General features: G+C 43.6%; 25 protein-coding genes. 3 read left to right on the top strand and 22 right to left on the bottom strand.

The annotated features are described in order from the left end of the window. Positions 1–139: 139 nt before the first annotated feature. From ACYQ3Q_RS24960 to pth, 14 genes are all read right to left on the bottom strand, one after another. A complete protein-coding gene (locus ACYQ3Q_RS24960; RefSeq protein ID WP_459931150.1) occupies positions 140–2,230 on the bottom strand; it encodes a SpoIIE family protein phosphatase in 2,091 nt (696 codons plus the stop codon). 205 nt (positions 2,231–2,435) lie between these two features. Beyond that, on the bottom strand, positions 2,436–2,825 hold the full coding sequence (locus ACYQ3Q_RS24955; RefSeq protein ID WP_014182659.1) for a S1 RNA-binding domain-containing protein: 390 nt from the start codon (positions 2,823–2,825) through the stop codon (positions 2,436–2,438). A 100-nt stretch (positions 2,826–2,925) separates the two neighbouring features. Then, the gene (locus ACYQ3Q_RS24950) at positions 2,926–3,243 is read right to left on the bottom strand and encodes an FtsB family cell division protein (RefSeq protein ID WP_459931149.1); all 318 of its coding nucleotides are present in this window, start codon (positions 3,241–3,243) and stop codon (positions 2,926–2,928) included. Beyond that, complete coding sequence (locus tag ACYQ3Q_RS24945) at positions 3,218–3,460, bottom strand: sigma factor-like helix-turn-helix DNA-binding protein (protein WP_034142959.1); 243 nt, start codon at positions 3,458–3,460, stop codon at positions 3,218–3,220. Before ACYQ3Q_RS24945 ends, ACYQ3Q_RS24950 begins: the two co-directional genes overlap by 26 nt. 147 nt (positions 3,461–3,607) lie before the next feature. Further along, positions 3,608–4,102 (bottom strand): spore cortex biosynthesis protein YabQ, encoded by a 495-nt coding sequence (gene yabQ, locus ACYQ3Q_RS24940; protein ID WP_459931148.1) that lies wholly within the window; start codon positions 4,100–4,102, stop codon positions 3,608–3,610. 51 nt (positions 4,103–4,153) lie between these two features. Beyond that, on the bottom strand, positions 4,154–4,432 hold the full coding sequence (gene yabP, locus ACYQ3Q_RS24935; protein ID WP_459931147.1) for a sporulation protein YabP: 279 nt from the start codon (positions 4,430–4,432) through the stop codon (positions 4,154–4,156). A 769-nt stretch (positions 4,433–5,201) separates the two neighbouring features. Continuing rightward, complete coding sequence (locus tag ACYQ3Q_RS24930) at positions 5,202–5,465, bottom strand: RNA-binding S4 domain-containing protein (RefSeq protein ID WP_459931146.1); 264 nt, start codon at positions 5,463–5,465, stop codon at positions 5,202–5,204. Between the two features lie 403 nt (positions 5,466–5,868). Further along, positions 5,869–6,144 (bottom strand): HU family DNA-binding protein, encoded by a 276-nt coding sequence (locus tag ACYQ3Q_RS24925; RefSeq protein WP_034142963.1) that lies wholly within the window; start codon positions 6,142–6,144, stop codon positions 5,869–5,871. Positions 6,145–6,229: 85 nt separating this feature from the next. Further along, positions 6,230–7,681: a bifunctional methyltransferase/pyrophosphohydrolase YabN gene (gene yabN / locus ACYQ3Q_RS24920; RefSeq protein ID WP_459931145.1), complete on the bottom strand. Its 1,452-nt coding sequence runs from the start codon at positions 7,679–7,681 to the stop codon at positions 6,230–6,232. A 155-nt stretch (positions 7,682–7,836) separates the two neighbouring features. Beyond that, the gene (gene spoVT / locus ACYQ3Q_RS24915) at positions 7,837–8,400 is read right to left on the bottom strand and encodes a stage V sporulation protein T (RefSeq protein WP_459931144.1); all 564 of its coding nucleotides are present in this window, start codon (positions 8,398–8,400) and stop codon (positions 7,837–7,839) included. A gap of 161 nt (positions 8,401–8,561) precedes the next feature. Then, complete coding sequence (locus ACYQ3Q_RS24910) at positions 8,562–9,503, bottom strand: peptidylprolyl isomerase (protein ID WP_459931143.1); 942 nt, start codon at positions 9,501–9,503, stop codon at positions 8,562–8,564. Positions 9,504–9,541: 38 nt separating this feature from the next. Beyond that, entirely contained in the window at positions 9,542–13,087 is a 3,546-nt protein-coding gene (gene mfd / locus ACYQ3Q_RS24905) for a transcription-repair coupling factor (protein ID WP_459931142.1), read from the bottom strand. A 3-nt stretch (positions 13,088–13,090) separates the two neighbouring features. Continuing rightward, entirely contained in the window at positions 13,091–13,267 is a 177-nt protein-coding gene (locus ACYQ3Q_RS24900; RefSeq protein WP_459931141.1) for a hypothetical protein, read from the bottom strand. Positions 13,268–13,325: 58 nt separating this feature from the next. Then, positions 13,326–13,925, bottom strand: coding sequence for an aminoacyl-tRNA hydrolase (gene pth, locus ACYQ3Q_RS24895; protein ID WP_459931140.1), 600 nt, complete (start codon positions 13,923–13,925; stop codon positions 13,326–13,328). 91 nt (positions 13,926–14,016) lie between these two features. On the opposite strand from pth, the gene ACYQ3Q_RS24890 reads away from it, so the two are divergent. Continuing rightward, positions 14,017–14,742: a PRC-barrel domain-containing protein gene (locus tag ACYQ3Q_RS24890; RefSeq protein ID WP_459931139.1), complete on the top strand. Its 726-nt coding sequence runs from the start codon at positions 14,017–14,019 to the stop codon at positions 14,740–14,742. 16 nt (positions 14,743–14,758) lie between these two features. On the opposite strand, the gene ACYQ3Q_RS24885 is transcribed toward ACYQ3Q_RS24890, so the two are convergent. Further along, positions 14,759–15,700: a ribose-phosphate diphosphokinase gene (locus ACYQ3Q_RS24885; RefSeq protein WP_459931138.1), complete on the bottom strand. Its 942-nt coding sequence runs from the start codon at positions 15,698–15,700 to the stop codon at positions 14,759–14,761. Between the two features lie 15 nt (positions 15,701–15,715). Continuing rightward, a complete protein-coding gene (gene glmU / locus ACYQ3Q_RS24880; RefSeq protein WP_459931137.1) occupies positions 15,716–17,077 on the bottom strand; it encodes a bifunctional UDP-N-acetylglucosamine diphosphorylase/glucosamine-1-phosphate N-acetyltransferase GlmU in 1,362 nt (453 codons plus the stop codon). 87 nt (positions 17,078–17,164) lie between these two features. Here glmU and ACYQ3Q_RS24875 point away from each other — a divergent pair, with 87 nt between their 5' ends. Continuing rightward, positions 17,165–17,374, top strand: coding sequence for a hypothetical protein (locus ACYQ3Q_RS24875; RefSeq protein ID WP_459931136.1), 210 nt, complete (start codon positions 17,165–17,167; stop codon positions 17,372–17,374). A 241-nt stretch (positions 17,375–17,615) separates the two neighbouring features. Here ACYQ3Q_RS24875 and spoVG read toward each other — a convergent pair whose 3' ends face one another. From spoVG to ACYQ3Q_RS24845, 6 genes are all read right to left on the bottom strand, one after another. Continuing rightward, a complete protein-coding gene (gene spoVG / locus ACYQ3Q_RS24870; protein ID WP_007777981.1) occupies positions 17,616–17,870 on the bottom strand; it encodes a septation regulator SpoVG in 255 nt (84 codons plus the stop codon). A gap of 120 nt (positions 17,871–17,990) precedes the next feature. Continuing rightward, a complete protein-coding gene (purR, locus tag ACYQ3Q_RS24865) occupies positions 17,991–18,809 on the bottom strand; it encodes a pur operon repressor (protein ID WP_459931135.1) in 819 nt (272 codons plus the stop codon). Between the two features lie 5 nt (positions 18,810–18,814). After that, complete coding sequence (locus ACYQ3Q_RS24860; RefSeq protein WP_459931134.1) at positions 18,815–19,507, bottom strand: GntR family transcriptional regulator; 693 nt, start codon at positions 19,505–19,507, stop codon at positions 18,815–18,817. 29 nt (positions 19,508–19,536) lie between these two features. Then, a complete protein-coding gene (gene ispE, locus ACYQ3Q_RS24855; RefSeq protein WP_459931191.1) occupies positions 19,537–20,385 on the bottom strand; it encodes a 4-(cytidine 5'-diphospho)-2-C-methyl-D-erythritol kinase in 849 nt (282 codons plus the stop codon). Positions 20,386–20,694: 309 nt separating this feature from the next. Next, on the bottom strand, positions 20,695–23,352 hold the full coding sequence (cphA, locus tag ACYQ3Q_RS24850; protein ID WP_459931133.1) for a cyanophycin synthetase: 2,658 nt from the start codon (positions 23,350–23,352) through the stop codon (positions 20,695–20,697). 92 nt (positions 23,353–23,444) lie between these two features. Continuing rightward, positions 23,445–24,245 carry a cyanophycinase gene (locus ACYQ3Q_RS24845; RefSeq protein ID WP_459931132.1) on the bottom strand — a complete coding sequence of 267 codons (801 nt, stop codon included), beginning with the start codon at positions 24,243–24,245 and terminating at the stop codon, positions 23,445–23,447. A 122-nt stretch (positions 24,246–24,367) separates the two neighbouring features. Here ACYQ3Q_RS24845 and ACYQ3Q_RS24840 point away from each other — a divergent pair, with 122 nt between their 5' ends. After that, on the top strand, positions 24,368–24,706 hold the full coding sequence (locus ACYQ3Q_RS24840; protein WP_459931131.1) for a L,D-transpeptidase: 339 nt from the start codon (positions 24,368–24,370) through the stop codon (positions 24,704–24,706). The last annotated feature ends 182 nt before the right edge of the window (positions 24,707–24,888 follow it).

The raw sequence follows: 24,888 nt of genomic DNA, 5'->3' as shown, positions 1-24,888 counted from the left end.
TGATTCGACACATATTTCTGTTATCCTGCTAGCAAGTAAATTTATCCAGCATATCTCTACGCTACACAGGTGGAGTCAGAACTCCACCTGTGTAGCGTGTTTCCTATTATCATCCCCTCGTTTACCTTAAACATACGCCTCAATCGCTCCAACAACTTTTCCTGATAACTAATATGATCCCATCATCTTCAAGTGCTCCTCCACCTATGCGGCGAGCCTCCGCGGCAATAAGTTCCGCGATTTCCTGAGACTTAGACTTATTATAGGCAATTCTCTCTAAGAACTCTTGAATCCAATCCGTACCTTCTTTTAAAACATCCTGAACCCCATCCGTCAATAGTATTAAAGTTTCCTCATTCTCCATCTTCGTCTCAATAACCGGAGTATCAATCTGATTTAATATGCCCGCAGGAAGACTAGATGAGTCAAACGACTTAACCCCATCCTTACTGATCAAATACGTGGCAGACGCTCCCACTTTAATTAGTTTGATATTCGTAGATTCCAAATCAATAATAGCCATATCAATCGTTACGAAACTTTCCTCGGGGGAACGCATAACTAGAATGGAGTTTAGTGCCTGAATTGCTCCTTCTGGTTCAAACCCTGTCGTCAATAATTGCTCCAGAAGAGTCAAGGCGGTAGCACTTAACTTGGCAGCGTTTTCTCCCACACCCATACCATCACTCAAAACAAAAGCATGCTGACTTGTCGAGAAAGCTATCGAAGCATAATTGTCTCCACTCATTGAATTGCCAGTTTTAGTAAATGTCGATACCCCTACATCAAGGAAATGTCGGCGACGGCGAGCTAAATTTGATGGCTTGACGATCTCCCAGTTATGCTGAGTATGGAGTTCTTTAGCTAAATTTCCTATGACATGCGAGACATTAAGAAACTGTCGTGACAAGGCCTCTTGGTTCAGTACCAGTCGACGACGCCATGTCTCCTGACTCTTTTCTTGTTCCATGATAAATTGAACCCCTAACAGAATTTCTTTTAAACGCCCACAATGACGCTTCCACTCAACAGGTAGTTGCTGTAATGTTACATCGGTTTGATTCTCTACCAAAGCAAACAGTTCAAAGAAAATATGGTAGGTCTTGTAAAACTCTCGATTCCAACAGGCATCCTTTGTAGGACAAGAGTGACACACACGCTCTACTAGGACATTCATCAATTCGGAAACTTCTGGACGCATGTCAAACGTCTCTGACTCAGCCGCTTGATAGCTTAAAGCAATTTCGTCAAAAATTTCTGCTAAGGCCTTTACTTTAGAAACAGTCGTTTCAATCTCTGGAATCGCCTTTGGTTTTAAAAAGTCCTTTTTTGGAGTAGCTCCAGGTAATAATAAAAAGAGGAATAGACCTAGGATAGAGGAAATAAGTTGGGAATATATTACTTCTTGTTGCAAGAAGACTGTCAACATCATCATTACTGCTATAAAAGCTGTTCCAATTCCTAGTTTACCAAACCGACGAAATGCTCCTGTGCAAAAACCTGCTAAACCGTAAATTCCCGCATCCATCAGAGTTTGACTACTCAACGATAATTGAGGTAAAAACCCTAATAAGGCACCTACACCCGCTGACGTGCCCGCTCCGTATCGTTCAGATATAAATAAAACAAAAAAGCTTAGCAAGACCACGGAGATATTGATTTCCATAAATTGAACACCTTGAAGTCCACTTATTAGTCCGATGAGAATAAATAGCCAGGCTATTCCTTGCTCACGCTGGAATTCACCACTCCAAATGGCCTCCTGATGGCTCAAAGCGAACCAGAAAATGATTGCAAATCCTCCCGATAATACACTATAAAGACCGACTGAAAGGAATGCATAAAGACCTGGTTTGACAAGACTTACGGCAAAGCCTGAAATAATGGCTGCCATCAAACCCGTTAGAATAACCAAATACGTTCCCTGACTCTTCTTTTTGCGTATGGAGGGCAATGACACCAGCAAAGCCCCTAAGATAAACACCACCTGCAAAGCGAAGGAAAGGTCTTTCAAGGAAATCACGCCGATAAGAATTCCCAATAGACCAAACGGAAATCCCTTATCTCTTCTCAATATCAAAGCAGCTCCGAACGCGACCCCAAAGGGATGGAGGCCTAGGATACTTCCTCTCGCCAACAACCCGCCTAATACCAAAGGGAAAAGCATTCCTTCAACTGAGATTCTACTTCCCAGACTCCGATCCATTTTTAACGTTGCCCATTCTGCCATAATGCCACCTCTTACCCATTTATTGGTAACATTATAGCTTAGCGCAATAGAAAACCTTGTCTAGTCAAGTCAAACAAACGCAACAACTTTCGACGTTGTTAGTTAAATCTCTCTAATAAGATCTGCATTAACCCCATAGCACTCTAAAATATGCCGACATTTTCAAAAATTATATAAAGAAAAACCGCCTTACGGCGGTTATATCCTAATATCTACTTGAACCTCTACCTCCACGCTTTGAATCTGTAGCTCGGCGAAATTCAGTCTGACGCTCATCACTGTCTTTTATAAACTTAGCCAATTTATCCTCAAAGGACACAGTTGGCGGAAGACGGCGTTCACGACCCACATTGCGAACTGTGGGGTTTGCTTGTTTGATTGAAAGTCCGATTTTTCCCTTTTCATCAACATGAATGACCTTTACCTTTACGTGATCCTGTTCCTTCAAATAATCTCGAACGTCCTTGACATAGGCATCAGCGACTTCCGAGATATGTACGAGTCCGGTCACTCTATCCGGCAATTCTATAAATGCTCCAAAGTTCGTGATCCCTGTTACGACCCCTTCAACAATACTGCCAACGTCAATGGCCATACGAAGTAAACTCCTCCTTGTGATGATCTATCTATACTTACTCTATATTATATGCAGTAGTTTTCGTGCCTGTCAAGGCATAGACTGCCCTTGTAAGGTACTAATTCTTGGGAGAAATAAGAATTTCGCCTTGTTTTACAAGCCCTAACTGCTCCCTTGCCAATTGTTCAATGTAACTAGGGGTGTTTAAACGAACAATTTCCTCCTGGAGGCGTTTTTCCTCTTGAAGCAATAAGACCTTTTCTTGATTCAAGTGAGCTAATTGCCCTTCCACATGAGAACGGAGTTTCCATATCTGCCATACTGAGCTTCCGACCACTGTAAATAGTATGCAAATTATCAGGATAGGAATGGGACGAAGTCGAACCCTTTGACGATTTTGAGTCTTAGTCTTAGTCTTCAGACAAGCCCTCTTCATCCAATTCCTCTCCTCCTAAACCAAGCTCTCCGCCTGGTATAATACAAACTATTTCATATCCTTTACTTCTTGCTCTGGTTAATAGAGTTGCCACAGAACTTTGACTGAGATGAAGTTTCTTAGCAATATCCTCCACAGACTTTCCGCTTTCTTTGAGGATCACTGCCTGGCGTTCACGAAAACTCAGTTTTTCCAAGCCCCTTATTTCAATATGCACTGTGGCACGCCCTTGCTAAAAGTTATACACAGGTGTGGATATGTTGTGGACAAATCAACTACATTTTGCCTACAAACCACTTACAAAAGACTGCGGATAGTTCCATTATAGCCATTTAATTATTGAGAATCAACCCCTCCAAGGAATTTATCCATTTGGCTTAGGTGGCAAGAGATGATTTAACCATGCCTTCATTCTCTTCTTCACACCCATGATTGGCTCAAAGAGAATCACTTCTGTGATCCTATAAACTAGAAGGCTAAACCAACGCAACATGGCGTAGGGTGGTCGCATAATCATGAAGAGTCCTCTAATCGGAATCTTAATTCCTTTCTGAATAAGTCTGGCAAAGTACGTCAAAATCCCATATATTCCAAAAAAGCAACGTACTGAAAAACGGCTCAATAATCTTAGGTAAAGAACTAGACCCAGTAAACTTCCCCACATAATGTACGAACGAAAGGCTAGAGCATTTGCTTTCTTAAAAAACCAGAAAAGAATAGTCAAGGCAACTAAAGAAAAGACTATATCTCCTACAAATGTCACTATTCGCCCCCAGCCTTGCCAACGTCTAAACGTGCGGTAAAAATCAAAAACTACCCCTACTGACGCCCCTGCTAGGATTACCCAAAATAACGTCACGAATTCTGAGATTGTTCTTCCTCCTTTCTCTCTACTTTGGAGGCCTAACTCTTAGCGTAAAACTCGGTTCAAAAAGCCTCGACGAGAACTGCCGCTAGAATTTCTGTGGTAAATTAAAGCACCAATATGCCCTTGAAGATCCACTAACCCCTCCTCAAGATTAAGCAATTTGATGCCTAATTGATCCCCTTTAATGCTCAATATTCCTAGCTCAGTTTCAAGAATAATTTCTTTAGGGTCAAAGGACTGAACTTTATGTACTCCTGTTAAAGAAATTTGTTCTCGATTTTCCATGACAAGGCGATGTCCTTTGCCAGCTTTGTCCACCATGCCCCATCCCCCTAACTCTTTTTTCTCTTATAACCCTATTCATGTTGTACGTCCTTTAGACATAGCTGGTGGGGAGGAAGTTCCTTCGTTGGTTCGTGGATGCTACAGTGGAAGAGTGTCTAGCCCGTTCGCACATCCTACGCCGATAAGTATTCCTTTAGGGATCACGGCTTCGGCGATACTCTCCACCGGAGACTATCGTGTTCCATTGCTATTCGCTTGTCGCTAAAGCTAAAACGCAAAACCTCTGGGCTTTCTGGTCGAATGCTATGCCGTCCTTGGCGCATTCGACACTTGGCACGTCCTGTGCCGGCGCATGTTAACCGTTGCGTTTCTTAACGCCTTATCGACTGCGCTCATTGACGCAATTCCACTAATCGTGCTCTCTAAGCTAAGAAACTTCCTCTGGACTTGGGTCGACGGAGGGGTTAGAACAAAGTCGGGAACTCTTTGGGGGGACTGTTGCGTCATTAACCCAAATACGCTTTGAGGGGAGGGAGTGTCTTAGACCTTTCTCACAGTTCCATTACTGTGCGCTTGTCTCAATTCTTCTATCCTCGCTCTAAGCTATGAACACTCCTTGGGTTAACACGGGATAAAGATGTATGTTTTGAGGTGCTGTGGCGCTCTGTTTGTGGTCTGCAGCAATACGTTCGCGTCATTTTAGCCAGGAAATGTAGGAAACTGAGGAATAGGGAAATGGGATGGTTCTTGCTTCATTCCTGCGGAATCTAAATCTATAATAAATAAAAAAGACAAAGTCTTTTTATTAAGACTCTGTCCTTCGTTCATCCCGTATTAATTCATAGAGTGTTTGTGCTTCGTTGGCCTTTATGCTGTTTGGCGTTGCCATAACTCTGACTTCTAGAATTCTGCTACCCATCTCAATGGTAATTAGGTCCCCCGCCTTAACTTCAGCTGAAGGTTTAGCGGTTCGTCCGTTAATACTGATCTTTTCACCCACACAAACATCTTTGGCAACTGTACGACGCTTTATAAGGCGTGAAACCTTCAAATATTTATCAATACGCATAACTACCCTCCTTGAAAACTAGGCTGATTCAGCCATAAACACACTAAGGCGCCGCAATAGCGAAAAGAGGCTATCTGTAGGCTCAAACAAGGTTGTTCGAGGTTAAAACACCACTCTGAGGCGAGAAGAGACCGCTGGCCATGCCTCGAACAAGGTTGTTCGAGATTAGAACGCTACCCAAGGATGGCCGAGTGTCCCTGTAACCATGACTCGAACAAGGATGTTCGAGATTAGAGCATCGCCATGGATGGCTAGATGCCGTGATGGTGAGAAGGGACCACTGCCATGGATGGCAAGGTGTCGTGATGGTGAGAAGGGATCACTCCTGACATTTATCTCTGAAATGGTATAAAAATCAGGTTCCAGAAAACCTGGAACCTGATTTTATCGTTAGTCCGAAGACTCATTTTTGTACTGCATCTTTGAGAGCCTTACCTGCTTTAAAACCTGGTACCTTCGCCGCAGGAATCTGAATTTCTTCTTTAGTTTGTGGATTTCTTCCTGTCCGTGCAGCACGATCTTTTACTTCGAATGTCCCAAAACCAACGAGTTGAACCTTTTCACTTTGTGCCAACGACTCCTCGATTACATCAAAAACAGCTTTTACTGCTTTCTCTGCATCTTTTTTGGACATGTCAGCTTTCTCCGCCACCGCGCTAACTAATTCAGCCTTATTCAAAATTAGTCCCTCCTAAATAACTGATCTTATCACAAGGGTTATATTTCGCGATAAAAGACCAATCTCCTGCTTTTTTAAGATTATATCATTTATTTACTGCTTTTTCTTTAGATTTTGCCTTTTCCCAAAAAATATCCATTTCACTAAGAGAAAGTTTCTCGAAAACATGTTCCTCTTCTTGACTTAATTCAACCATCTTCAAAAAACGATTCTGAAACTTATGTATGGCATCCCTTAAAACTTCTTCAGCATCAAGCTTTAAAAAACGAGATAGATTTACAATCGCAAATAATAAATCCCCTAATTCTTCACGAATCCCGATTCCGTTCGCAAGTGCACTCTTAAGTTCCTGTAGTTCCTCCTGGACTTTCCCCCAAGGACCCTCCATATCTTTCCAATCAAACCCCACCTTGGCAACTCTATATTGCGTTTTAGATGCCCACATTAGTGCAGGTAAGCTCTTAGGATCGCTGAAGAAGTTCGCCTCATTTTTATCGGTCTTCTCTTTTAGTTTAATTCTATCCCAAGTCTGGATTACATCCTTCGCTGTTTTGGCCGTCTCCTCTCCAAAGACATGAGGATGTCGACGAATCAGCTTTTGGATAACCCCTTGAAGTACGTCTTGGAGTTCAAATTCACTAGCATCCGAAGCAACCTGAGTATGAAAAACAACTTGCAATAATAAGTCTCCCAACTCTTCACATAAATTATACATATCTTGTTTTTCGATCGCATCAATAACTTCATAACTTTCCTCAATGAGATAAGGCTTTAAAGATTCATGGGTTTGCTCCAGGTCCCATGCGCACCCACCTTCGGAACGCAAAGTTTTCATTACTTTGGCCAACTTAGAAAAGGAGATAACCTCTGTATTCGGCGGCAAAACTACGGTGGTCAAGTGATCAAAAGTCCCATGATCCAACTCGTAGAGCGAGAGCTTGTCCACTTGTTCTAGGGGAGTACCGAGGGCTTTAGTAACATACACGCTTGCCTCATCCGGATAGGACAACATAAGATCTAATTTAACCTCGGATGCTATCCGTTTATTATACACTTGGGGGATTATTAGCCATTCCTGCCCAGTCAGTCCTATGTCTTTGAGGGCATCATAATTGCGTATCAGTACGCCCTTAATCGGATCAAACTTTAGGACTCTAAAAAGCTCATCAACAAAGCTCATAGCTGGATGGATCACAACCTTATATTCCTGGGCAAGTTTTTCCTCAATAAGCTGTATAGTCTTTTCAGCAACCATCGGATGCCCGGGAACTGCGTAGACAATTTCCGAACCCTTCTGTAACTCTCTTCGCAGCTGTTCCGTAATCCTTTCATACACAGCCTCGAAGGACGGTTCCGTTGCATAGATCTCGTCAAACGATTCTATGCTTATACCCTCTCCCAGTAATTCCTGAACACAAGGATGCTGAGAAGTTCGCACAAACAGTTTTTTGGCACTGAGTATTCGCCTATAGTTACCGAGAGTTATTTGTTCAAGTCCTGCAGGGCCTAGGCCGATTACATGTAGACACGAAGACAAGTTTTAACACCTCCTTTTGAAATAGTTTATCATAAAGTATCCTGTCCTACACCATCGGATTTGCAATTGAAAGCTAGGCTTTTGTTTTTATACTTAGTAACTAATCACGAATAAAAAATAAAGCGGCAATACCGCTTTATTTTTCTGCACTAACGCTATTGTTCCATTTGCTTTGCTAAAAAGGCTGCTGCCGTTTCAACCAATTTAATCTCTAAATCTCCCATCTTTATTCCAGGCTCCTTAGATAGGAGCATCACGGCCCCTATAGGATCTCCTTGTGAAACGATCGGAGCAACGACTTCGCTCGTATACTTACATTTATCCTCCTCATCATTTTCAGGACAAGTCTTGCACGTGGCATGATCTCCTGCCAAACCGATATGAACAGTTTTCCTTTCCTCCATAGCTTGTTCAACGGACGGTCCGATCGCTTTATTCAGATACTCTTTTTTCGAGGCTCCAGCTACAGCAATAATCGTATCTCGGTCTGCGATACAAGTAATATGTCCGGTTGCTTCGAATAGCGAATCCGCATATTCCCTTGCGAATTCCCCTAATTCACGGATAGGAGAATATTTCTTCAGGATCACTTCTCCTTCCCGGTCTACAAAAATCTCTAACGGATCACCTTCCCGAATACGAAGAGTCCGACGAATTTCCTTTGGAATAACGACACGACCGAGGTCATCAATTCTTCTTACAATACCGGTTGCTTTCATAGGCGCACATTCCTCCTTTTGTCGTTCTCGAAAACTCATTGCGTCCTTTTAAAAACCTTAAATTCAATGATAGTATATATCTAGAGATTGCCAATTATTCATTTTTTTCCAATGCAAAAAAAAGAAGGCATTATTTAATTGCCTTCTTTTCTCCAAATTAGTTAACTTGTTGGCTTATATCCTTGAGAATATTCGATTTTCGCGTTCTTCAGTAGCTCGTTAAAAAATGTCTGGAACTTCGAATCCTTCGCCTGGTTGAGCGCGTCTTCACTCACTCGAGCCTTTACTTTGTCATAGTCTGGAGCTTCAGCGGCCGTGTGTGCTTCAACCAGTATTACGTGATATCCAAATTCAGATTTTACAGGGGCTGTTGAGAAAGTACCTACCTTTTGGCTAAACGCTGCAGTCTCAAACTCAGGAACCATTTTTCCCTTCGTAAATGTGCCGAGATCCCCACCGGAATCCTTAGCTCCTGGTTCAGTGGACTTCTCCTTAGCTAACTGTACAAAATCAGTCCCAGCTTTAAGTTGTGCAATAATTGCGTTGGCCTCATCTTCCGTTTTGACCAAAATATGACGAGCTTTTACACTTTCAGGTTGAGAGTAATTCGCTATATTTTGATCATAAAAAGTTTTAATGTCTGCATCAGTTAATTTAATATCACCCGTCGTTTTCTCATAGACTGCCAAGAAATTTCTTAATTCCAAGACTGTCATGCCTTGTTGTTTAAGTGTATCTTGAAATATCGTTTCATCCCCAATATTCTTTTTAATAATCTCTTCCTGCTCTTTAACTTTAGCATCCTCTGGATTAAGAGAATTCTTTTTGACTTCTTGAGCAATTAGTTTACCTTCGATCATACGGTCTAATAACTGGCTTTTAATTTGAGATAAGGCCTGTTTCCCTTGGTCTGTGTCAAATTTCATGCCTTGTTTTTCATAAGTTTTTTGTGCTTCAGCAACTCGTTCTTCCAAATCCTTGACTAAGATCTGATCTTCATTCACTTTTACCGCCCATTTACCGCCAACCAACGAGGAACACCCCGTAGCCACAAGCATCAATGCTAAAACTCCAAAAATCATTCCCACCCGGGATTTTTTCATAAAGACACACCCTTTCAATTTGACATGAGAATAGTATATCAAGGAGTTGTCCTTGAAGCAATGTCGCAAAATGTCGAAAGAACCCGTCGTGAAGCCTCTATCACAGCCTCTTGATCAATCGTACGAATTCGGATTTTGCATTCAAGATTGCCATTTTGCATCGTCCTAAACGACAACGGGTAAGGTGAAGCCGACGCCACGGACATCAGATGTGCTCCCGTTATCCCTAAATCTGCTGAGAAACGAATAATTACGTTTTGCTTAGCCTGCTGAATTTGCTCAATTTTCAAGGAGCTTGCCAGCAACTTAATCCGGATAATTTCAATCAAGTGTTCGACTTCCCGAGTCGGAGTCCCAAAACGATCCACCAGTTCGTCCACCATTTCGCTAAGTTCGCCTTCATCATGAACCATCGATAACCGTTGATACAAAGACGCCTTGGATTGGCGGTCCACAACGTAGGAGTCCGGTAAGAAGGCATCTACTTGAAGTTCAATGCTCGGTTCGACAACCTCTTCAACCTTCTCTCCCCGAAGTTCTTGGACAGCTTCTTTAAGCATTTGACTGTACATTTCAAATCCTACAGCCGATAAATGCCCATGTTGTTGGGCACCAATGAGGTTTCCTGCACCACGAATTTCCAAATCCCGCATCGCTATTTTAAATCCCGCCCCAAATTCCGTAAACTCTCGGATTGCTGCAAGACGTTTTTCAGCAATTTCTGTCAGAACCTTTTGCGGTTTATATAAAAGGTAGGTATAGGCCTTGCGGTTAGAACGCCCCACTCGCCCACGCAATTGATAGAGTTGGGATAAGCCAAAACGATCGGATTCATCGATAATCAGGGTATTCACATTAGGCATATCAAGTCCTGTTTCGATAATTGTTGTAGAAACCAAGACATCCATTTCATGCTCTAGAAAATCCAGCATTACTCGTTCTAAGGCTGTTTCACGCATTTGACCGTGAGCAACCCCGAACCGTGCTTCAGGCACTAATTGACTAAGAAAATGGATCACTTGATCCATATCCTCTACTCGGTTGTGCACATAGAATACTTGCCCTCCACGATGAATTTCACGCCGTATAGCCTCTCGAACCACATCTGGGCGAAACTCAGTGACATAGGTTTGCACAGGGTACCGCCCCTCCGGCGGGGTTTCGATGATACTCATATCCCGAACTCCCACCAAAGACATGTGTAATGTCCTTGGAATCGGGGTTGCTGACAAGGTCAGTACATCGATGTTCCCTTTTAAGGTTTTCAGTTTTTCCTTATGCGTAACCCCGAAGCGCTGCTCTTCATCAATCACCAATAACCCTAAATCACTAAATTTGATGGCCTCGGAGAGAAGGCGATGTGTGCCCACAACGACATCGATTTGCCCTTCTTTAATGCCTTTAATTATCTCCTTTTGCTCTTTCTGAGAACGGAAGCGACTTAGCATTTCAATTTTAATGGGATACCCCATAAATCGTTCTCTGAAGGTATTAAAATGTTGCTGGGCTAAAATAGTCGTGGGGACAAGAACCGCCACTTGCTTGCTATCCATGACCGCTTTGAAAGCAGCTCGGAGAGCAACCTCTGTCTTACCATACCCTACATCTCCACAAAGTAAGCGATCCATGGGACGTGGGCGTGTCATATCCGCTTTTACATCCTCGATACTTTGGAGTTGATCTGGAGTCTCCACATAAGGAAACTTCTCCTCAAATTCAGTTTGCCAGGCATTGTCCTGTGAGAAAGCAAACCCTTGGATTGCCTCTCTCTGAGCATAAAGTTTTACTAAATCAATGGCCATTTCTTTAACAGCACTACGGGTCTTATTCTTTACCTTGTACCAGTCAGTCCCTCCGAGTTTGTAAAGTTTAGGCAGAGTTTCTCCTGCACTACCTAAATACTTTTGCAAAAGATGAAGCTGATCCAGCGGAACATATAATCGGTCTTCCCCCGCATAACGAATCCCAAAATAATCTTTGGCAATTCCACCAACTTCCAAGCGGTCAATCCCCGTAAATTGTCCAATCCCATGGTGTACATGGACTACAAAGTCGCCAGGTTTAAGATCCGAAATAAAAAGATTTTTTTTGGGGGGTGTCTTAGGCTTCTTGGCAACAGCCTTGCTCTCTCTTTTATAGATTTCTGTTTCTGTAAGAATTACTAATTTTGCAAGCGGTAACTCAAACCCTTGATCAAGGGAAAACGGATAAACATAGACCCGACCCGCCTCAATAGAATCCTCAAGCCCTTTGCAGGATGCTGAAAGTCCACGATCTTTCAAACCCTGGATTAATCGTTCCGCATGAGCCTCATCCCCGACAAACAGGGCCACCACATAATTTGCGTCCTTGCGGTGTATAATTTCATCCACCAACATACTGGTTTTCCCCATGAAGCCCGTTAATGGGCGGGCGTTTAAGCTAAAAATTTGCTGGGGTGAAAGTCCCGGTGCCTGTCTCAAAAGAGTTGAAAGACCAATCAGCGGGTGTTTCTTTCCGTAGCTTAGAATATCCTCATAGTTGATAAATTGAGCTTCAGGATGAACAAACCCTTCACCGTGTTCCAGTTGTTGCGTGAACTCCAATAAGCGTTCGTTGGCTTGAAACTCTAACAACTCCTTTAAGCGGAGTGGCTCATCCAGAAAAACACAATGTGCATCTGAGAGGTATGAGAAAAAGGGTACGAGCGGCGTGTTAACTAAGCTTAAGAAGGGATAGACATTTTCATCTAATATCCCTCGCTCAAGCCTTTCGACCAGACTATCTACTTTGTTTTGGAGACGATCTGCCGCTTCTTTTCTTCCAGCGCGCTGATGGCGACCCATTATTTTGCGAGCTTCTGCCCGTATTGCAAAGCAAAGTTTCCCTAGCTCTTCCTTCGTTACAATATACTCCATAACAGGGGGTATAAAGACCTTGTCCTGAGAGGCAATCGATTTCTGTGTCCCCAGGTCAATCGTCCGTATCGAGTCAACTTCATCATCGAAAAACTCAATACGCACTGCCTCTCCATCTAAGGGAGCTATATCCAAGATTCCCCCTCGTAAAGCAAACTGCCCTTTCCCTTCAATCGTTTCAACTCGCTCGTACCCTCCGGCAGTTAGTGTATGGAGAATCTCGGACAAGCCGTACCCCTGCCCCACATGGAAAACTAACGTATACTCTTTAAAGCGTTCGACTGGGAATACACGCCGTTCTAAAGCAAGTACCGAAGCTACAACCGTACACTTGGGATCTTGAGCCAGTCGATTCAATACGCTGATTCGTTCTGAGGTTGTCTCCCTGCTTTTACCTAACACTTCAAAAGGGAGCCATTCTGTCGAAGGCAAATGCAAGATAGTTTGATGCGGACACCAGGTCCGCAAATCGCTGGTCCACTTTTGAGCCTGCTCCTCCGAATAGGTCAGAATCAAACCTGGTCCTGGTTTAGACCTTTGTACAAGCTGAGCAACAAAAGCTGCCTTTTGACTTCCTGTTAAGTCGTAAATCATTTGGGGCCATTCTCCATGGCTTAACGACTGGTCAATCTCCTTAATATCGAGACCTCTGCGAAGATAATCGTAAATTGTGTTCAAACCGCTCATCCTTTAATGATAAACATTCCCTGTTTTGATTTCCATTTCGTTCAAACAACCTGGGCAAAGGACATAGGCCACATTTCCAGCAATATTCACTGCTGAATCCGCAGTATGACTGGTTAAACCATCTAACTCAAGCTCACCAATAATTCGATCGCAAGCGTGGCAGACCTTTAATATCTTCATGCATATAACCTCCCTATGCTAGTAGAATTACCTCTTGCATAGGAGGTTATACTCCTTTTTAGCGATGGTATAAATTCATGGCTCGACTCGCTTCGCCCTTCATCCAGAGTTTTACTGCCTTTTCTGCGCAAACTAACAGGTCATCCAACTTCGGAAATTCAGTTTCTTCAAAGGGGGAAAGGACATGTTCGATGATCGTGGTTCGTGGTTCGTGGTTCGAATGTCGAATATCTAATATCGAATTTCGAGTAGGCGGACGCCCCACACCCAATTTAAGCCTCCAGAATTTTTCCGTTCCCAGTTCGGCTTGAATTGATCGGATCCCGTTATGACCACCTGCTCCTCCTTGATCACGCAAACGCATTTTCCCCAGCGGCAAATCCATGTCATCCTGCACGATCAGTAAATCATCGCCGCTGACTTTATAAAAACGCGCGAGTTCACTCACTGACCGTCCACTTAAATTCATAAACGTTTGAGGTTTTAAGAGCAGAAGGCGTTCTCCCTCAACGCTCCCCTCCGCCCATAACCCCTGAAACTTGACTCGGAACTGAAGATTATTGATTTCCGCAAGCTGATCAACCAACAAAAAGCCAATGTTATGGCGTGTATCCGCATATTGAGGTCCTGGATTTCCAAGTCCAACAATAACCTTCATTCATCTCACCTCCAAAGCATATTCATACCATACTCTGAATACATTCTCTAAGAATAGTCAACGAATTTTCACCGAAAAGGAGAGTGAACCTGTGAAACCCAGTCGAAAATTCTTATCCTTGCCAATCATCTCTCTCCAAGAAGGACATCAAATAGGGTATGTCAAAAGCTTGATTCTTAATGCAAGTACGAAGTCCCTAGCTGCAATCGTGGTAGACCCCAAGGGTTTTTTTAAGGATCAGCGCATTATTCCCTATTCCAGAGTCGTCAGTGTAGGAGATGATGCAATCACGATTGACAAAGAGTCCCACGTGGAGAAACCATCAAACCTTCCAGAATTATTAGAGTTGGTCAAAGAAAAATTGACCATCATTGGCACCAAGCTGGTCACAGAAACGGGAAAAACACTAGGTAATGCCGACGAATATTATATCGATCCCGAGACAGGTAAAATAACCCAAATCGAGATTTCCGGAGGAAAAATCGAAGGATTCTTAAGTGGCAAAGCGTGGATTGCTGCAGAGTATATTACTACAATTGGACACGATGTCATCGTAACTCAAAAAGAAAGTGAAAACGCACTCACCGTGTCAGATAAAGGGCTTAGCGACACCCTCAAAAACCTAGTTCACTCAACATCCCATCTAGCCTCAGAAACGACTCATACGATCAGCAACTACTTCAAAAAGGAACGTTCTAAAACAACAGCGCACCTTGCTCCAGAAAAGGCACCCGTCCACGTATACGAAATCGAAGATATCCCCCCGGAAAGTAAAACAATCTCGGAAATACCCCTAACCAAAGACCCCCTGGGATAATACCCCAGGGGCCTTTTTAACTAAATAGTTTACTGACTGAAAGATCCTCGTGAATGCGAACAATAGCCTCACCTAGTAGTGGTGCCACAGACAACGCTCTAATTCTTGGTATAGTCTTTTCTTTACCCAAAGGAATCGTATTCGTGACAACAAGCTCACGAATAACAGAATTCCCTATGCGTTCAATAGCTGGTCCCGACAATACAGCATGAGTACAACAGGCATACACTTCCTTGGCACCCCGCTCGAGAAGGGCCTGAGCCCCCTGAGTGATAGTTCCAGCTGTATCGATTATGTCATCGATCATAATCACAGTCTTGCCTTTCAGGTCACCGATGACATTCATAATCTCAGAAACGTTGGGTTCAGGCCGACGTTTATCGATAATAGCAAGAGAAGCTCCGATCCGTTCAGAAAAATCTCGAGCTCGAGTCACTCCACCTAAATCAGGAGATACAACACAGAGATTTTCAAGCCCTTTCTCCTTAAAGTACTCAGCAAGAATAGGAACCCCGGGTAAGTGATCCAGCGGAATATCAAAGAATCCTTGAATCGCCGGAGCGTGCAAGTCCATAGTTACCACACGGTCTGCTCCCGCTGTAGTAATCAGATTAGCCATTAGTTTGGCAGTAATCGGATCACGTGCCCTTGTCTTACGCTCTTGTCTTGCATAGCCATAATAGGGCATTACGGCCGTAATCCGGCGCGCTGACGCCCGGCGAATGGCGTCAATCATAATTAATAATTCCATGATATTATCATTCGTTGGATGGCAGGTGGGTTGTACTACATAAATATCTGCACCCCGAACACTTTCATCAATCGCCAGACACGTCTCCCCATCTTGAAAACGTTTTATTTTCGATTCACCTAGAGGAACCCCTAAATAGTCTACAATTTCTTGCGCCAACGGTCGATTGGCATTCCCACAAAAAATCTTGAATTCTTTTGCTGCCATGCCTATTATTGCCCCCTATTTCATCTTTTCGCGATGCCAATGCTCCTTGATCACCTGATGGCTCCGTTCCACTGCCAAGCCCTCCGCAGGAACATTCTTGGTTATGGTAGACCCCGCACCCGTCACTGCATGTTCTCCCACTTCAATCGGAGCAACTAAGTTAGTATTACTTCCGATAAACGCATAATCACCAATTTTGGTAGTATGTTTATTGACCCCATCATAGTTACATGTAATCGTGCCCGCTCCAATATTTGCCGATTTCCCAATTTGCGCATCTCCAATGTAACTCAAATGGGGTATTTTTGCTCCCTTTCCGATCCAACTATTCTTAATTTCTACAAAGTCCCCTATTCTTACTTCCGCTTCTAAGTTTGTGCCTGGTCGCAAATAGGTAAATGGACCAATGCGACAACGTTCTCCGATTACTGCATCTTTAGCTACCGTATAAACAACCTCAGCCCCACACCCTACTACACAATTTTCTAGACTAGTTTGTGGACCAATCACAGCATCCTCTTTAATTCGAGTTTTTCCTATTAATCGTGTAAACGGTAAAATTGTGACATCTTGAGCGAGTTCTACTTCGGCATCGATAAAGGTTGATGCTGGATCTATAAGTGTTACCCCTTCTGCCATCCAATGATCCAGTATGTTCTTGCGAAGAATTGCTTCAGCCTCGGCCAATTGCCCTCGGCTATTGATCCCTAATGCTTCATGGGAATCCGAGGTACAATAGGTGAGCATTTTTTCCTGAAGGTTAGAAAAAACCTCAAAGACTTCCGTCAAGTAATATTCCCCTTGAGCATTCTGAGTGGTAATCTTCGTTAGGGCGTTTATAAGAGCAGACCCTTTAAAACAATACGTCCCAGTATTAATTTCCTTGATTTGCCGTTCAACAGACGTTGCATCTTTTTCCTCAATTATTTTGACTAGGTTTTCACCGTCTTTAAGAATTCGGCCATAGCCAAAGGGCTGATCCATAGAGGCTGTCAATACAGTGGCACTTGCCCCTTGTGCCTGGTGCATTTCAACGATAGCTAGTAGTGTTTCGGGCTTAAGCAACGGCTGATCTCCACTCAAGACTAGAACCGTCTGATCGTCTTTTAAAAAGGGTATAGCTTGCATTATAGCATGTCCCGTACCGAGCTGTTCTTCTTGAACCACAATCTCCGCTCGTTGCTGGATACAGGCTTCAATGCCCTCTCGTCCATGTCCAACAACGACCAGCGGGTGCTCAATTCCAGCGTGTTTTAGTGTGTCTAAGACATGTTCAATCAGAGTTTTCCCTGCTAATGAATGCATGACTTTAGGCAACTTTGATTTCATCCTTGTCCCTTTCCCCGCTGCCATGACCACTGCAACCAAATTAGACATAATTTAATACGCCTCCAGCTTAAGTATAACCTCTACATATACTTATAGTATATACCTATAAATTATAACTTTCGGGTGGGTACCTTCTTGCCATTACGGCGCCTTACCGTCACGGGCAATGGTCCCTTTCTCACATCACGGCATCTAGCCATCACGACACCCTGCTATCACGACCTTGCCATCCATGGCGGTGTTCTAATCTCGAACGTCCTTGTTCGAGTCATGGTTACAGGGACACCCGGCCATCCGGCTAGCGCTCTAACCTCGAACGTCCTATCGAGTCTTGACAACGTATAAATGCACTAAAATTTTAGTGCTATATCATACATACACCTAAATTATACCCCAAAAGTCGCTCATTCACCAAATAGCGTCGATATTCCTTTTTTATACTAGTCAGACCCCCATGCCGCTAGGCGACACCACTGATGAAATAACTATTTATTTACCGATATTCTCCTACTTTTATTAAGACACGTTAAAGGAGACCCAGCTTTAAGGTCCCCTTCAACATGTCTTAAAAGATCTATATAAACTTTTAGATGGCTTCTTGATAAGCTTTTAAAACAGCCGTTTGAATCACCTCTCGTGCTACTGCTGAAATGGGGTGGGCGATATCACGAAATTCCCCTTCTGGTGTTTTACGGCTAGGCATTGCTACAAATATCCCATTCATACCTTCTACAACTTTGACATCGTGAACAACAAAAGCATTATCAAAGGTCACTGAGACTACTGCCTTCATCTTTCCTTCCGTGTTAATCTTTCTGACCCGCACATCGGTAATATTCATTATGAATCACCACCCTTCCGCATTCCGGGGTTATTCATAATAATATTCTCTGTATGGTAAAAAAATCCTGCCTTAATTATAGAAAAATTTCAACAATCTAAAAAGACATGTCGACACAACTCAAAGATTAAACACGGGGACTACTGACGTCTTTCCAGTAGCTATGTTCAGTTCTTTCAACTGTAAAAGGGCTAAATATCCTTCAACAAGCTTAGGTTCTTCCGTCATGCGAGCTTCCACTAAAACTCCCATCCCTACAACGTTCGCCTCAAATTCCTCCATTAAGTTCTTGATCCCTAAAGCTGTTCCACCAGCCTTCATAAAATCATCAATCACAAGCACACGGCGCTGGGGTTCTAGGGCTCTTCGAGAAAGTGACATTGTTTGAATACGACGGGATGAGCCAGAGACATAATTAATACTTACTGAAGAACCCTCCGTGACTTTGTTTCCACTGCGGATGACTACCATGGGCAAACCTAAAGCTTCCGCCGTCACGAGGGCCAGTGGAATGCCCTTCGTCTCAATGGTCACCACTACATCAGGCTTCTTATCTCTGAAGGCGCCAGCGAAAATTAGGCCTAATGGCCTTAAAACCGAAGGGTCAAACAATAGATCCGTCATATAGAGAAAACCACCTGCCAGAATGCGTTCTTTGTCGCTCAGCCTATCAGCAAGCTCGCTTAGCACAATTGACGCTTCTTCCTTGGAGATTTCCGGGATGTATCGCACCCCTCCTGCAGCCCCGGACATTGTTTCAAGATGTCCCTGACCAGAAAGCAAAAGGCTCCCCTTCACAGCCATCAGATCCTCACTAATGGTGGACTTAGCTGTTCCAAACCGTTCTGCAAATAAGGTTAACGGAGTCAGCACATTCGGCTTTAACATCAACACTTGGGTGATGGCAACCATCCGTTCTGCTCTTTTCATCTTCTCCACGCTTATTAATCCACCTTATCCGATTCGCTCTTTAGGCTCAGAATGTCAAACATTATATTCTCGGCTGTAACAATATGTGCCATCGCCAGGGATTGAGCTTCCTCGCTATTATGACTCCTTAATGCTTCAACAATCATTCGGTGTTCTTCAACAGCAAGTTTATTCCGTCCGGGAACCGCTAGTGAAGTCGCTCGGAAACGCTGTATCTGCTCTCGTAAATTGGCTAAAATCTGAATCAACCGTTCATTGCGGCTCGCTTTATAGACTAAGGCATGGAAATCCGTATCCGACTGCACAAATTGCTCTAAATCCAACTCTCCCTCACCAGATTTATGCAATAAGGCTCGTTCCATTTGTTCCAATTCATCCTCCGTGATGCGCTCCGCAGCAAGCCCTGCTGCTAAACCCTCCAGCGCCGAACGAATCTCAAAAACATCAGCGACATCTTTTAACGAGACACCAGCTACGTACGCCCCTTTACGCGGAATCATAACCACAAAATTTTCAAGTTCCAACTTCCGGATTGCTTCACGTACAGGGGTTCGGCTAACCCCCATTTCTTCCGCCAACTGGATTTCCATCAATCGCTCCCCAGGTTCAAGAATTCCACTTAGAATCGCCTCACGCATAGACTCAAAGACAATCTCCCTTAATGGTTTATATCCATCAAGTATTACCGGTAGTAATCGTTTTCCCATGACTATCTCCTCTTTCATTCAATTTCTTCTCAGACTGTCGTTGTAACCCAAACATTATTAAAACCACTTTTTCTCAACTGTCTTGCAACGTCAAGAGCATGTTGTCTTCCCTTAGCAATTCCAAACACACTAGAACCGCTTCCTGACATTAAAGCACCGTAGCACTCCGCATCAATTAAATGCTGCTTAATGTCTAAAATTTGAGGAACTATTTGAGAGGATGCTGGTTCTAAATCATTATAAAGCAACTCTGCAACCTGCTCCGAATCCTGAGTCAAGGCCTTTTCCCAACTTGCACGGGTTAAATGTCCTCCCCGCCCAATTAAGTCAAATCGATGGTATGCCTCCTTAGTGTTCACTCCTGCATACGGTTTAATCAAAACAAAATCCATTTTAGGGGCTGTGGGCAATAATTCGAGTTGCTCACCCCGTCCAGTCGCCCACATTGTACCTCCACGTAAACAGAAGGCGACATCAGCACCGCATCTAGCTGCAAGCTCTAGGAGTTCATTACTATCAAGAGGCTCTTCATAAAGTTGATTCAATAATCGAAGTGTCGCTGCAGCATCAGTGCTTCCCCCTGCTAACCCAGCCTGGATTGGAATATTTTTCTCAATCTCAATCTCAATTCCTGCGGTTTGCCCACATCGTTCTAGAAATAACACAGCTGCTTTATAGGCTAAATTTCCTGAACCACTTAATGCTCCACAACGGCATACCACCTTGTTCCCTTGCTCCCGAATTCGAACAATATCGTGCAGTGCGATGGATTGCATGACGCTTTGAAGTTCATGATAGCCATCTTCTCGTATCCCCTGAATGGCTAAGGCTAAATTAATCTTAGCATAGGCGAACGTTGTTAGAAAAGATTGTTCCATTTGCATTACCCTTTCCGAACATTACAAAGGTATTTGCTTTCATTATACTTATTTTTAGGTTAGAGTTCCAGCATAAATCTAAAGAAAACTTGGCTGGCGCCCGCGAAGACACTGTCTTCGCACGAATTAGCCTTCTCGCAGACACTGTCTTCGCACGTATTAGTCATTCTGTCAGCCTTGGCGCACTCAGAAGCCTTAGTTGCTTTATACTTACCCGAATTATACTTTTTGATGTATTAGAAACATAGGGACGAAGATAATCCTCGCCCCTTTAATTCCTCAATTTTCAATTGATTGATAGCCGTAGTTTTAAAACTCACCACCAACGACCCATTCATTTTCTACTGGAATATAGGATAATGCTTTTTGCAATTCCATTCTGATACGAATTTCTTCTTCAATCGGCTCAAGGTGCTCATAAAACATCACGAAGACATCGCCTGGGATGCAAGTATCTAATCCCATTCGAAATGCTTCTGTTTCGGGTAGTACAATACTAATCTTTTGGGGATTCATACCACTTCGAATTGCCTCATCATAAAGCAATTGGGCAATTTCACCGGGTTTACGCCCCCGTAGATCGGCATCCTCTCGAATAATTAAGCGTTGAAAACCGCTTGCGGCTACCCGACCCACTTCGCGGATTGTCTCATCTGGTCGATCTCCCGGGACCGTAATGCAGCCCACCAGTGATTTCTTTCTAAAATGCTCGAGTGTTTTAATAACTTCTTGAATGCCTGCTGCATTATGTCCATAATCAATAAATACCTGGACACCTTGTAACTTATAGAGATTTAAGCGCCCCCGATTGTGCTCAGCATCAGAACAGAATTCTTGAAGAGAATTTCGAATAGCCACCGCACTCAATCCCAAAGCCCATCCCGCAGCGATTGCAGCTAAAGCATTATGGATATTATGCTTGGCTTTCCCTTCCCAAGTCACGGGAATCTGTTTAACTGAACAGATTCGAAAGATTTGAGAGCCTTGGCAAAGTAAAATTGTGCCACGTCGCAGAAAAACAGCGGTCCCACCTTTGCTTAAATGTTTAATAATTTGTATATTTTCTTTTTCAGTACTGAAAAAAATTACTCTCCCCTTAGTCCTCCCTGCCATTTGTACGACATGAGGATCATCTGCATTTAGGACCACGTAACTATGAGGCCTGACTGCCTCTGCAACCAAACTTTTGACATGAGCAATATCTTCGAGGGTCTCTATGCCATACTGACCCAAATGATCATTAGAAACATTGGTAATCACTGCTACATCAGCATATTCATAGCCTAAGCCAGCCCTTAGAATCCCACCTCTAGCCGTTTCTAGAACCGCCACTTGTATATCTGGGTGTCTCAAAACAGACCTAGCGCTTTCCGGTCCTGTCATGTCTCCTTTAGTCCACAGTTTTTTATTAATGTAAATCCCATCGGTTGAAGCCATGCCAACGATAAGTTGTTGATCTATCAGCATTTTATTAATCATGCGAGTTGTCGTTGTTTTTCCATTCGTTCCACTTATAGCAACAATAGGGATTCGTCCATTTCCCGATGGCATCACTTTTTCGACAATTGCTCTGCCCACATCTCGTGCTTTGCCTACACTTGGAAAATGGTGCATGCGAATCCCCGGAGCGGCATTCACTTCAATAATATGCCCGCCCCTTTCACGATAGGACGCCTCAATATCTTCAATGACTAAGTCAATACCTATAACGTCTAAACCAATCAGTTTCGACGCATAGACTGCCAAATCAATATTATCTGAATGGACGAGATCCGTCACGTCCTCAGCAGTTCCACCTGTACTTATATTTGCACTGTCCCGTAAATAAATCACTTCACCTGGCTCTGGAACTGAGGATATGGTTAAGTTCTTTTGAGTGAGTGTTAAAAGGACTATCGAGTCAATCTTAATTTTAGTTAAGGCTTTCTCATGATCATCTCCACGCTGAGGATCTGCATTAGTTTGGTCTACTAATTCTGCAATCGTGGATATGCCATTCCCTATCACATGAGCTGGGATCCGTTTTGCAGCGGCAATTAATCGGTCTCCCACCACAACCAAACGATAATGTTGCCCCTCTATGTACTCTTCAATGACGACCCAATCCCCGTAAGTCTGAGCAACCTTAAACGCAGCTCTTACTTCCGCCGTGCACGTGATCTGGAGTGTAACCCCTTTACCTTGGTTCCCATTCAGAGGCTTGATTACAACGGACGTTTCCATTTCTAGGAACGCCTGAACAGCTTCCTCTTCCGTCCTGACAATATGCCCAAAGGGCACAGGTACCCCGCCCTCGTGCAGTATCCTTTTGGTCATTTCCTTATCACAGGCAATATCCACTGCAATGCACGATGTCTTGTCTGTAATCGTTGCTTGAATACGGCGTTGATTACGTCCATACCCCAACTGTAACAGACTTCCCTCGTTGAGACGATGGACTGGAATTTCCCGCTCCTTACATGCGTCAACAATGACTTGCGTTGAAACTCCTAATTCATAGGCAGCCGTCACTTTCTTAATTTGCTCTACCGCGTGTGCTACATCAAATAAATCTTGATCTAGAAGCTTCTTAACCAGGGTAAAACCCTGCTTAAACCCCTCTATAGCACCCTCTTTAGCTTCGTAGTTGAAGATAATTTCATACCATCCCGGTTTTTCCAAAATCGCCATAGTCTTACCGTATTTAATAGTTTGACCTGCTAACGTCAAAAGTTCTATAGTCACATGTTCTATGACATGCCCAATAAGGGTCCCCTCTTCTAGACGTTCTAGGAAACCACCCACTTTACCTCGCGCACAATAGTGCTCTGCCAATGAGGGTAGAGTCTCTACTAGCCGAAAACGAAAGTTCCCCAGTTCATTACTAAATCGCTCAGTCCATTCTTGGAGATCCACAATCGCTCGAATAATTGGGCGATGGCTATATACATTGACCCCCTCGATCGCTTGGACTTCTCTAATCTCCATTTTGTTGTTGTTCCTCCTTAAGCTGCATGGATATTTCCCCCATTAGTTTAAACCTTTTTTACAATAGGTATTCCTCAAATACCATCCTGAGGCTAAAGTAAAGAAACCCTGCGTTTTAGATCAAAACTGTAGCCATCGGAAAGTACATGCAAAATTATCGGGCTTAACACTAAAGGTTGACCTGGAGTGGTTTCTGAAACGTTCGTTGTAGTAGAGGGAGACGCATCTACCACAGTGATCGTATTGCTGCCAATTACCAAAACGCGCGCGTCAGACTGCACTAAGATAGCGGTGTCTTCATCAATTCCTACACCAAGAACATAGGGGTTTTGAGAAATTGCCGATAAAAGTCTGCCTATTCGACCTCGTTGGGCAAAATGCTGGTCAATCACCACAGAACGTAAAAGGCCCAATCCCGGAGCCATTGACAAATTACTTTTCTTTGCCGTTCCCGCTTCCCCTCCAACAATCATCGTATCAGACATAACGGAGGCCCCTGCACTCGTGCCCGCAATGATAATCCCCTTTTCGTACAACTGTTGCAGCATATGGCCGAGCAATGTCCCCCCCAACAAACCCGTAATCCGTAATTGATCCCCCCCTGTGAAGAAGATCCCCGTTGAATTTTCAAAATCTTTGCCAATCCCTATTCTATTCGCCTGAGTGCGGTCTGAAACGTCCAGAACCTGTACTTCTTGGGCCCCAAGACTAAGAAATAGGGCATGATACTCATCTCCTACTTGGAGTGGGTATTCTGTGGCAGCCGTTAAAACCGTAATCCGGCTTTCCCTCCCACCAGATTCTTGAACAAAACGTTTTAGGATCTTGCACTCTCCTTTTTTATCTTCCGCTCCGCCAATAATTAAAAGCTTTCCTTCTACATGTTCCGTCAAAATTGATCCCTCCTTGTCCGCTATATTCTCTACCTAAAGAGGGTTTAATTATGCAAGAACATTCAGAAATCCTGAACATAGCATGAGATAGATCTTATTCCTTAGAGATAGGAGGCTTCTGTATGCTCAATTACAGAATTGTCGTTTATCCCGCCCGTCGACTACTTGAGCTATATAAAGGAACTCAGCGAATTCGTCATTATCGGATCGCAGTAGGCAAACGATCAACCCCCACCCCCCCAGGGCACTATACCATTGCCACGAAAATAGTTAATCCTGGCGGAGTCTTTGGCAGTCGTTGGCTGGGGCTCTCAATTCCTTATTACGGAATCCATGGTACTAATAACCCCTCAAGCATTGGCCAGGCCGTATCAAAAGGCTGTATCCGTATGCATAACCACGACGTCGAAAACCTATTCCAACTGGTCGAAATCGGTACCCCTGTTACTATTATGCCCTAATTATATGGACCCATGTGTTGTGTTGGGGGGACGTTCCTTCTAATTGTGTTGGGGGGACGGTCCTTCTAACACGCCATAACCGGTGTTAGAAGGACCGTCCCCCCAACATTTCCCCCAACATTTTAAAAACCGCTTTTTACCCTAATTGCTTTTATAAGGACTTCTAGGATACCCCCGTCTCT

This window comes from Desulfosporosinus burensis, assembly GCF_054657535.1.
Note: the sequence above shows the minus strand (reverse complement) of the source record. Positions and strands in the feature narration are given on the sequence as shown.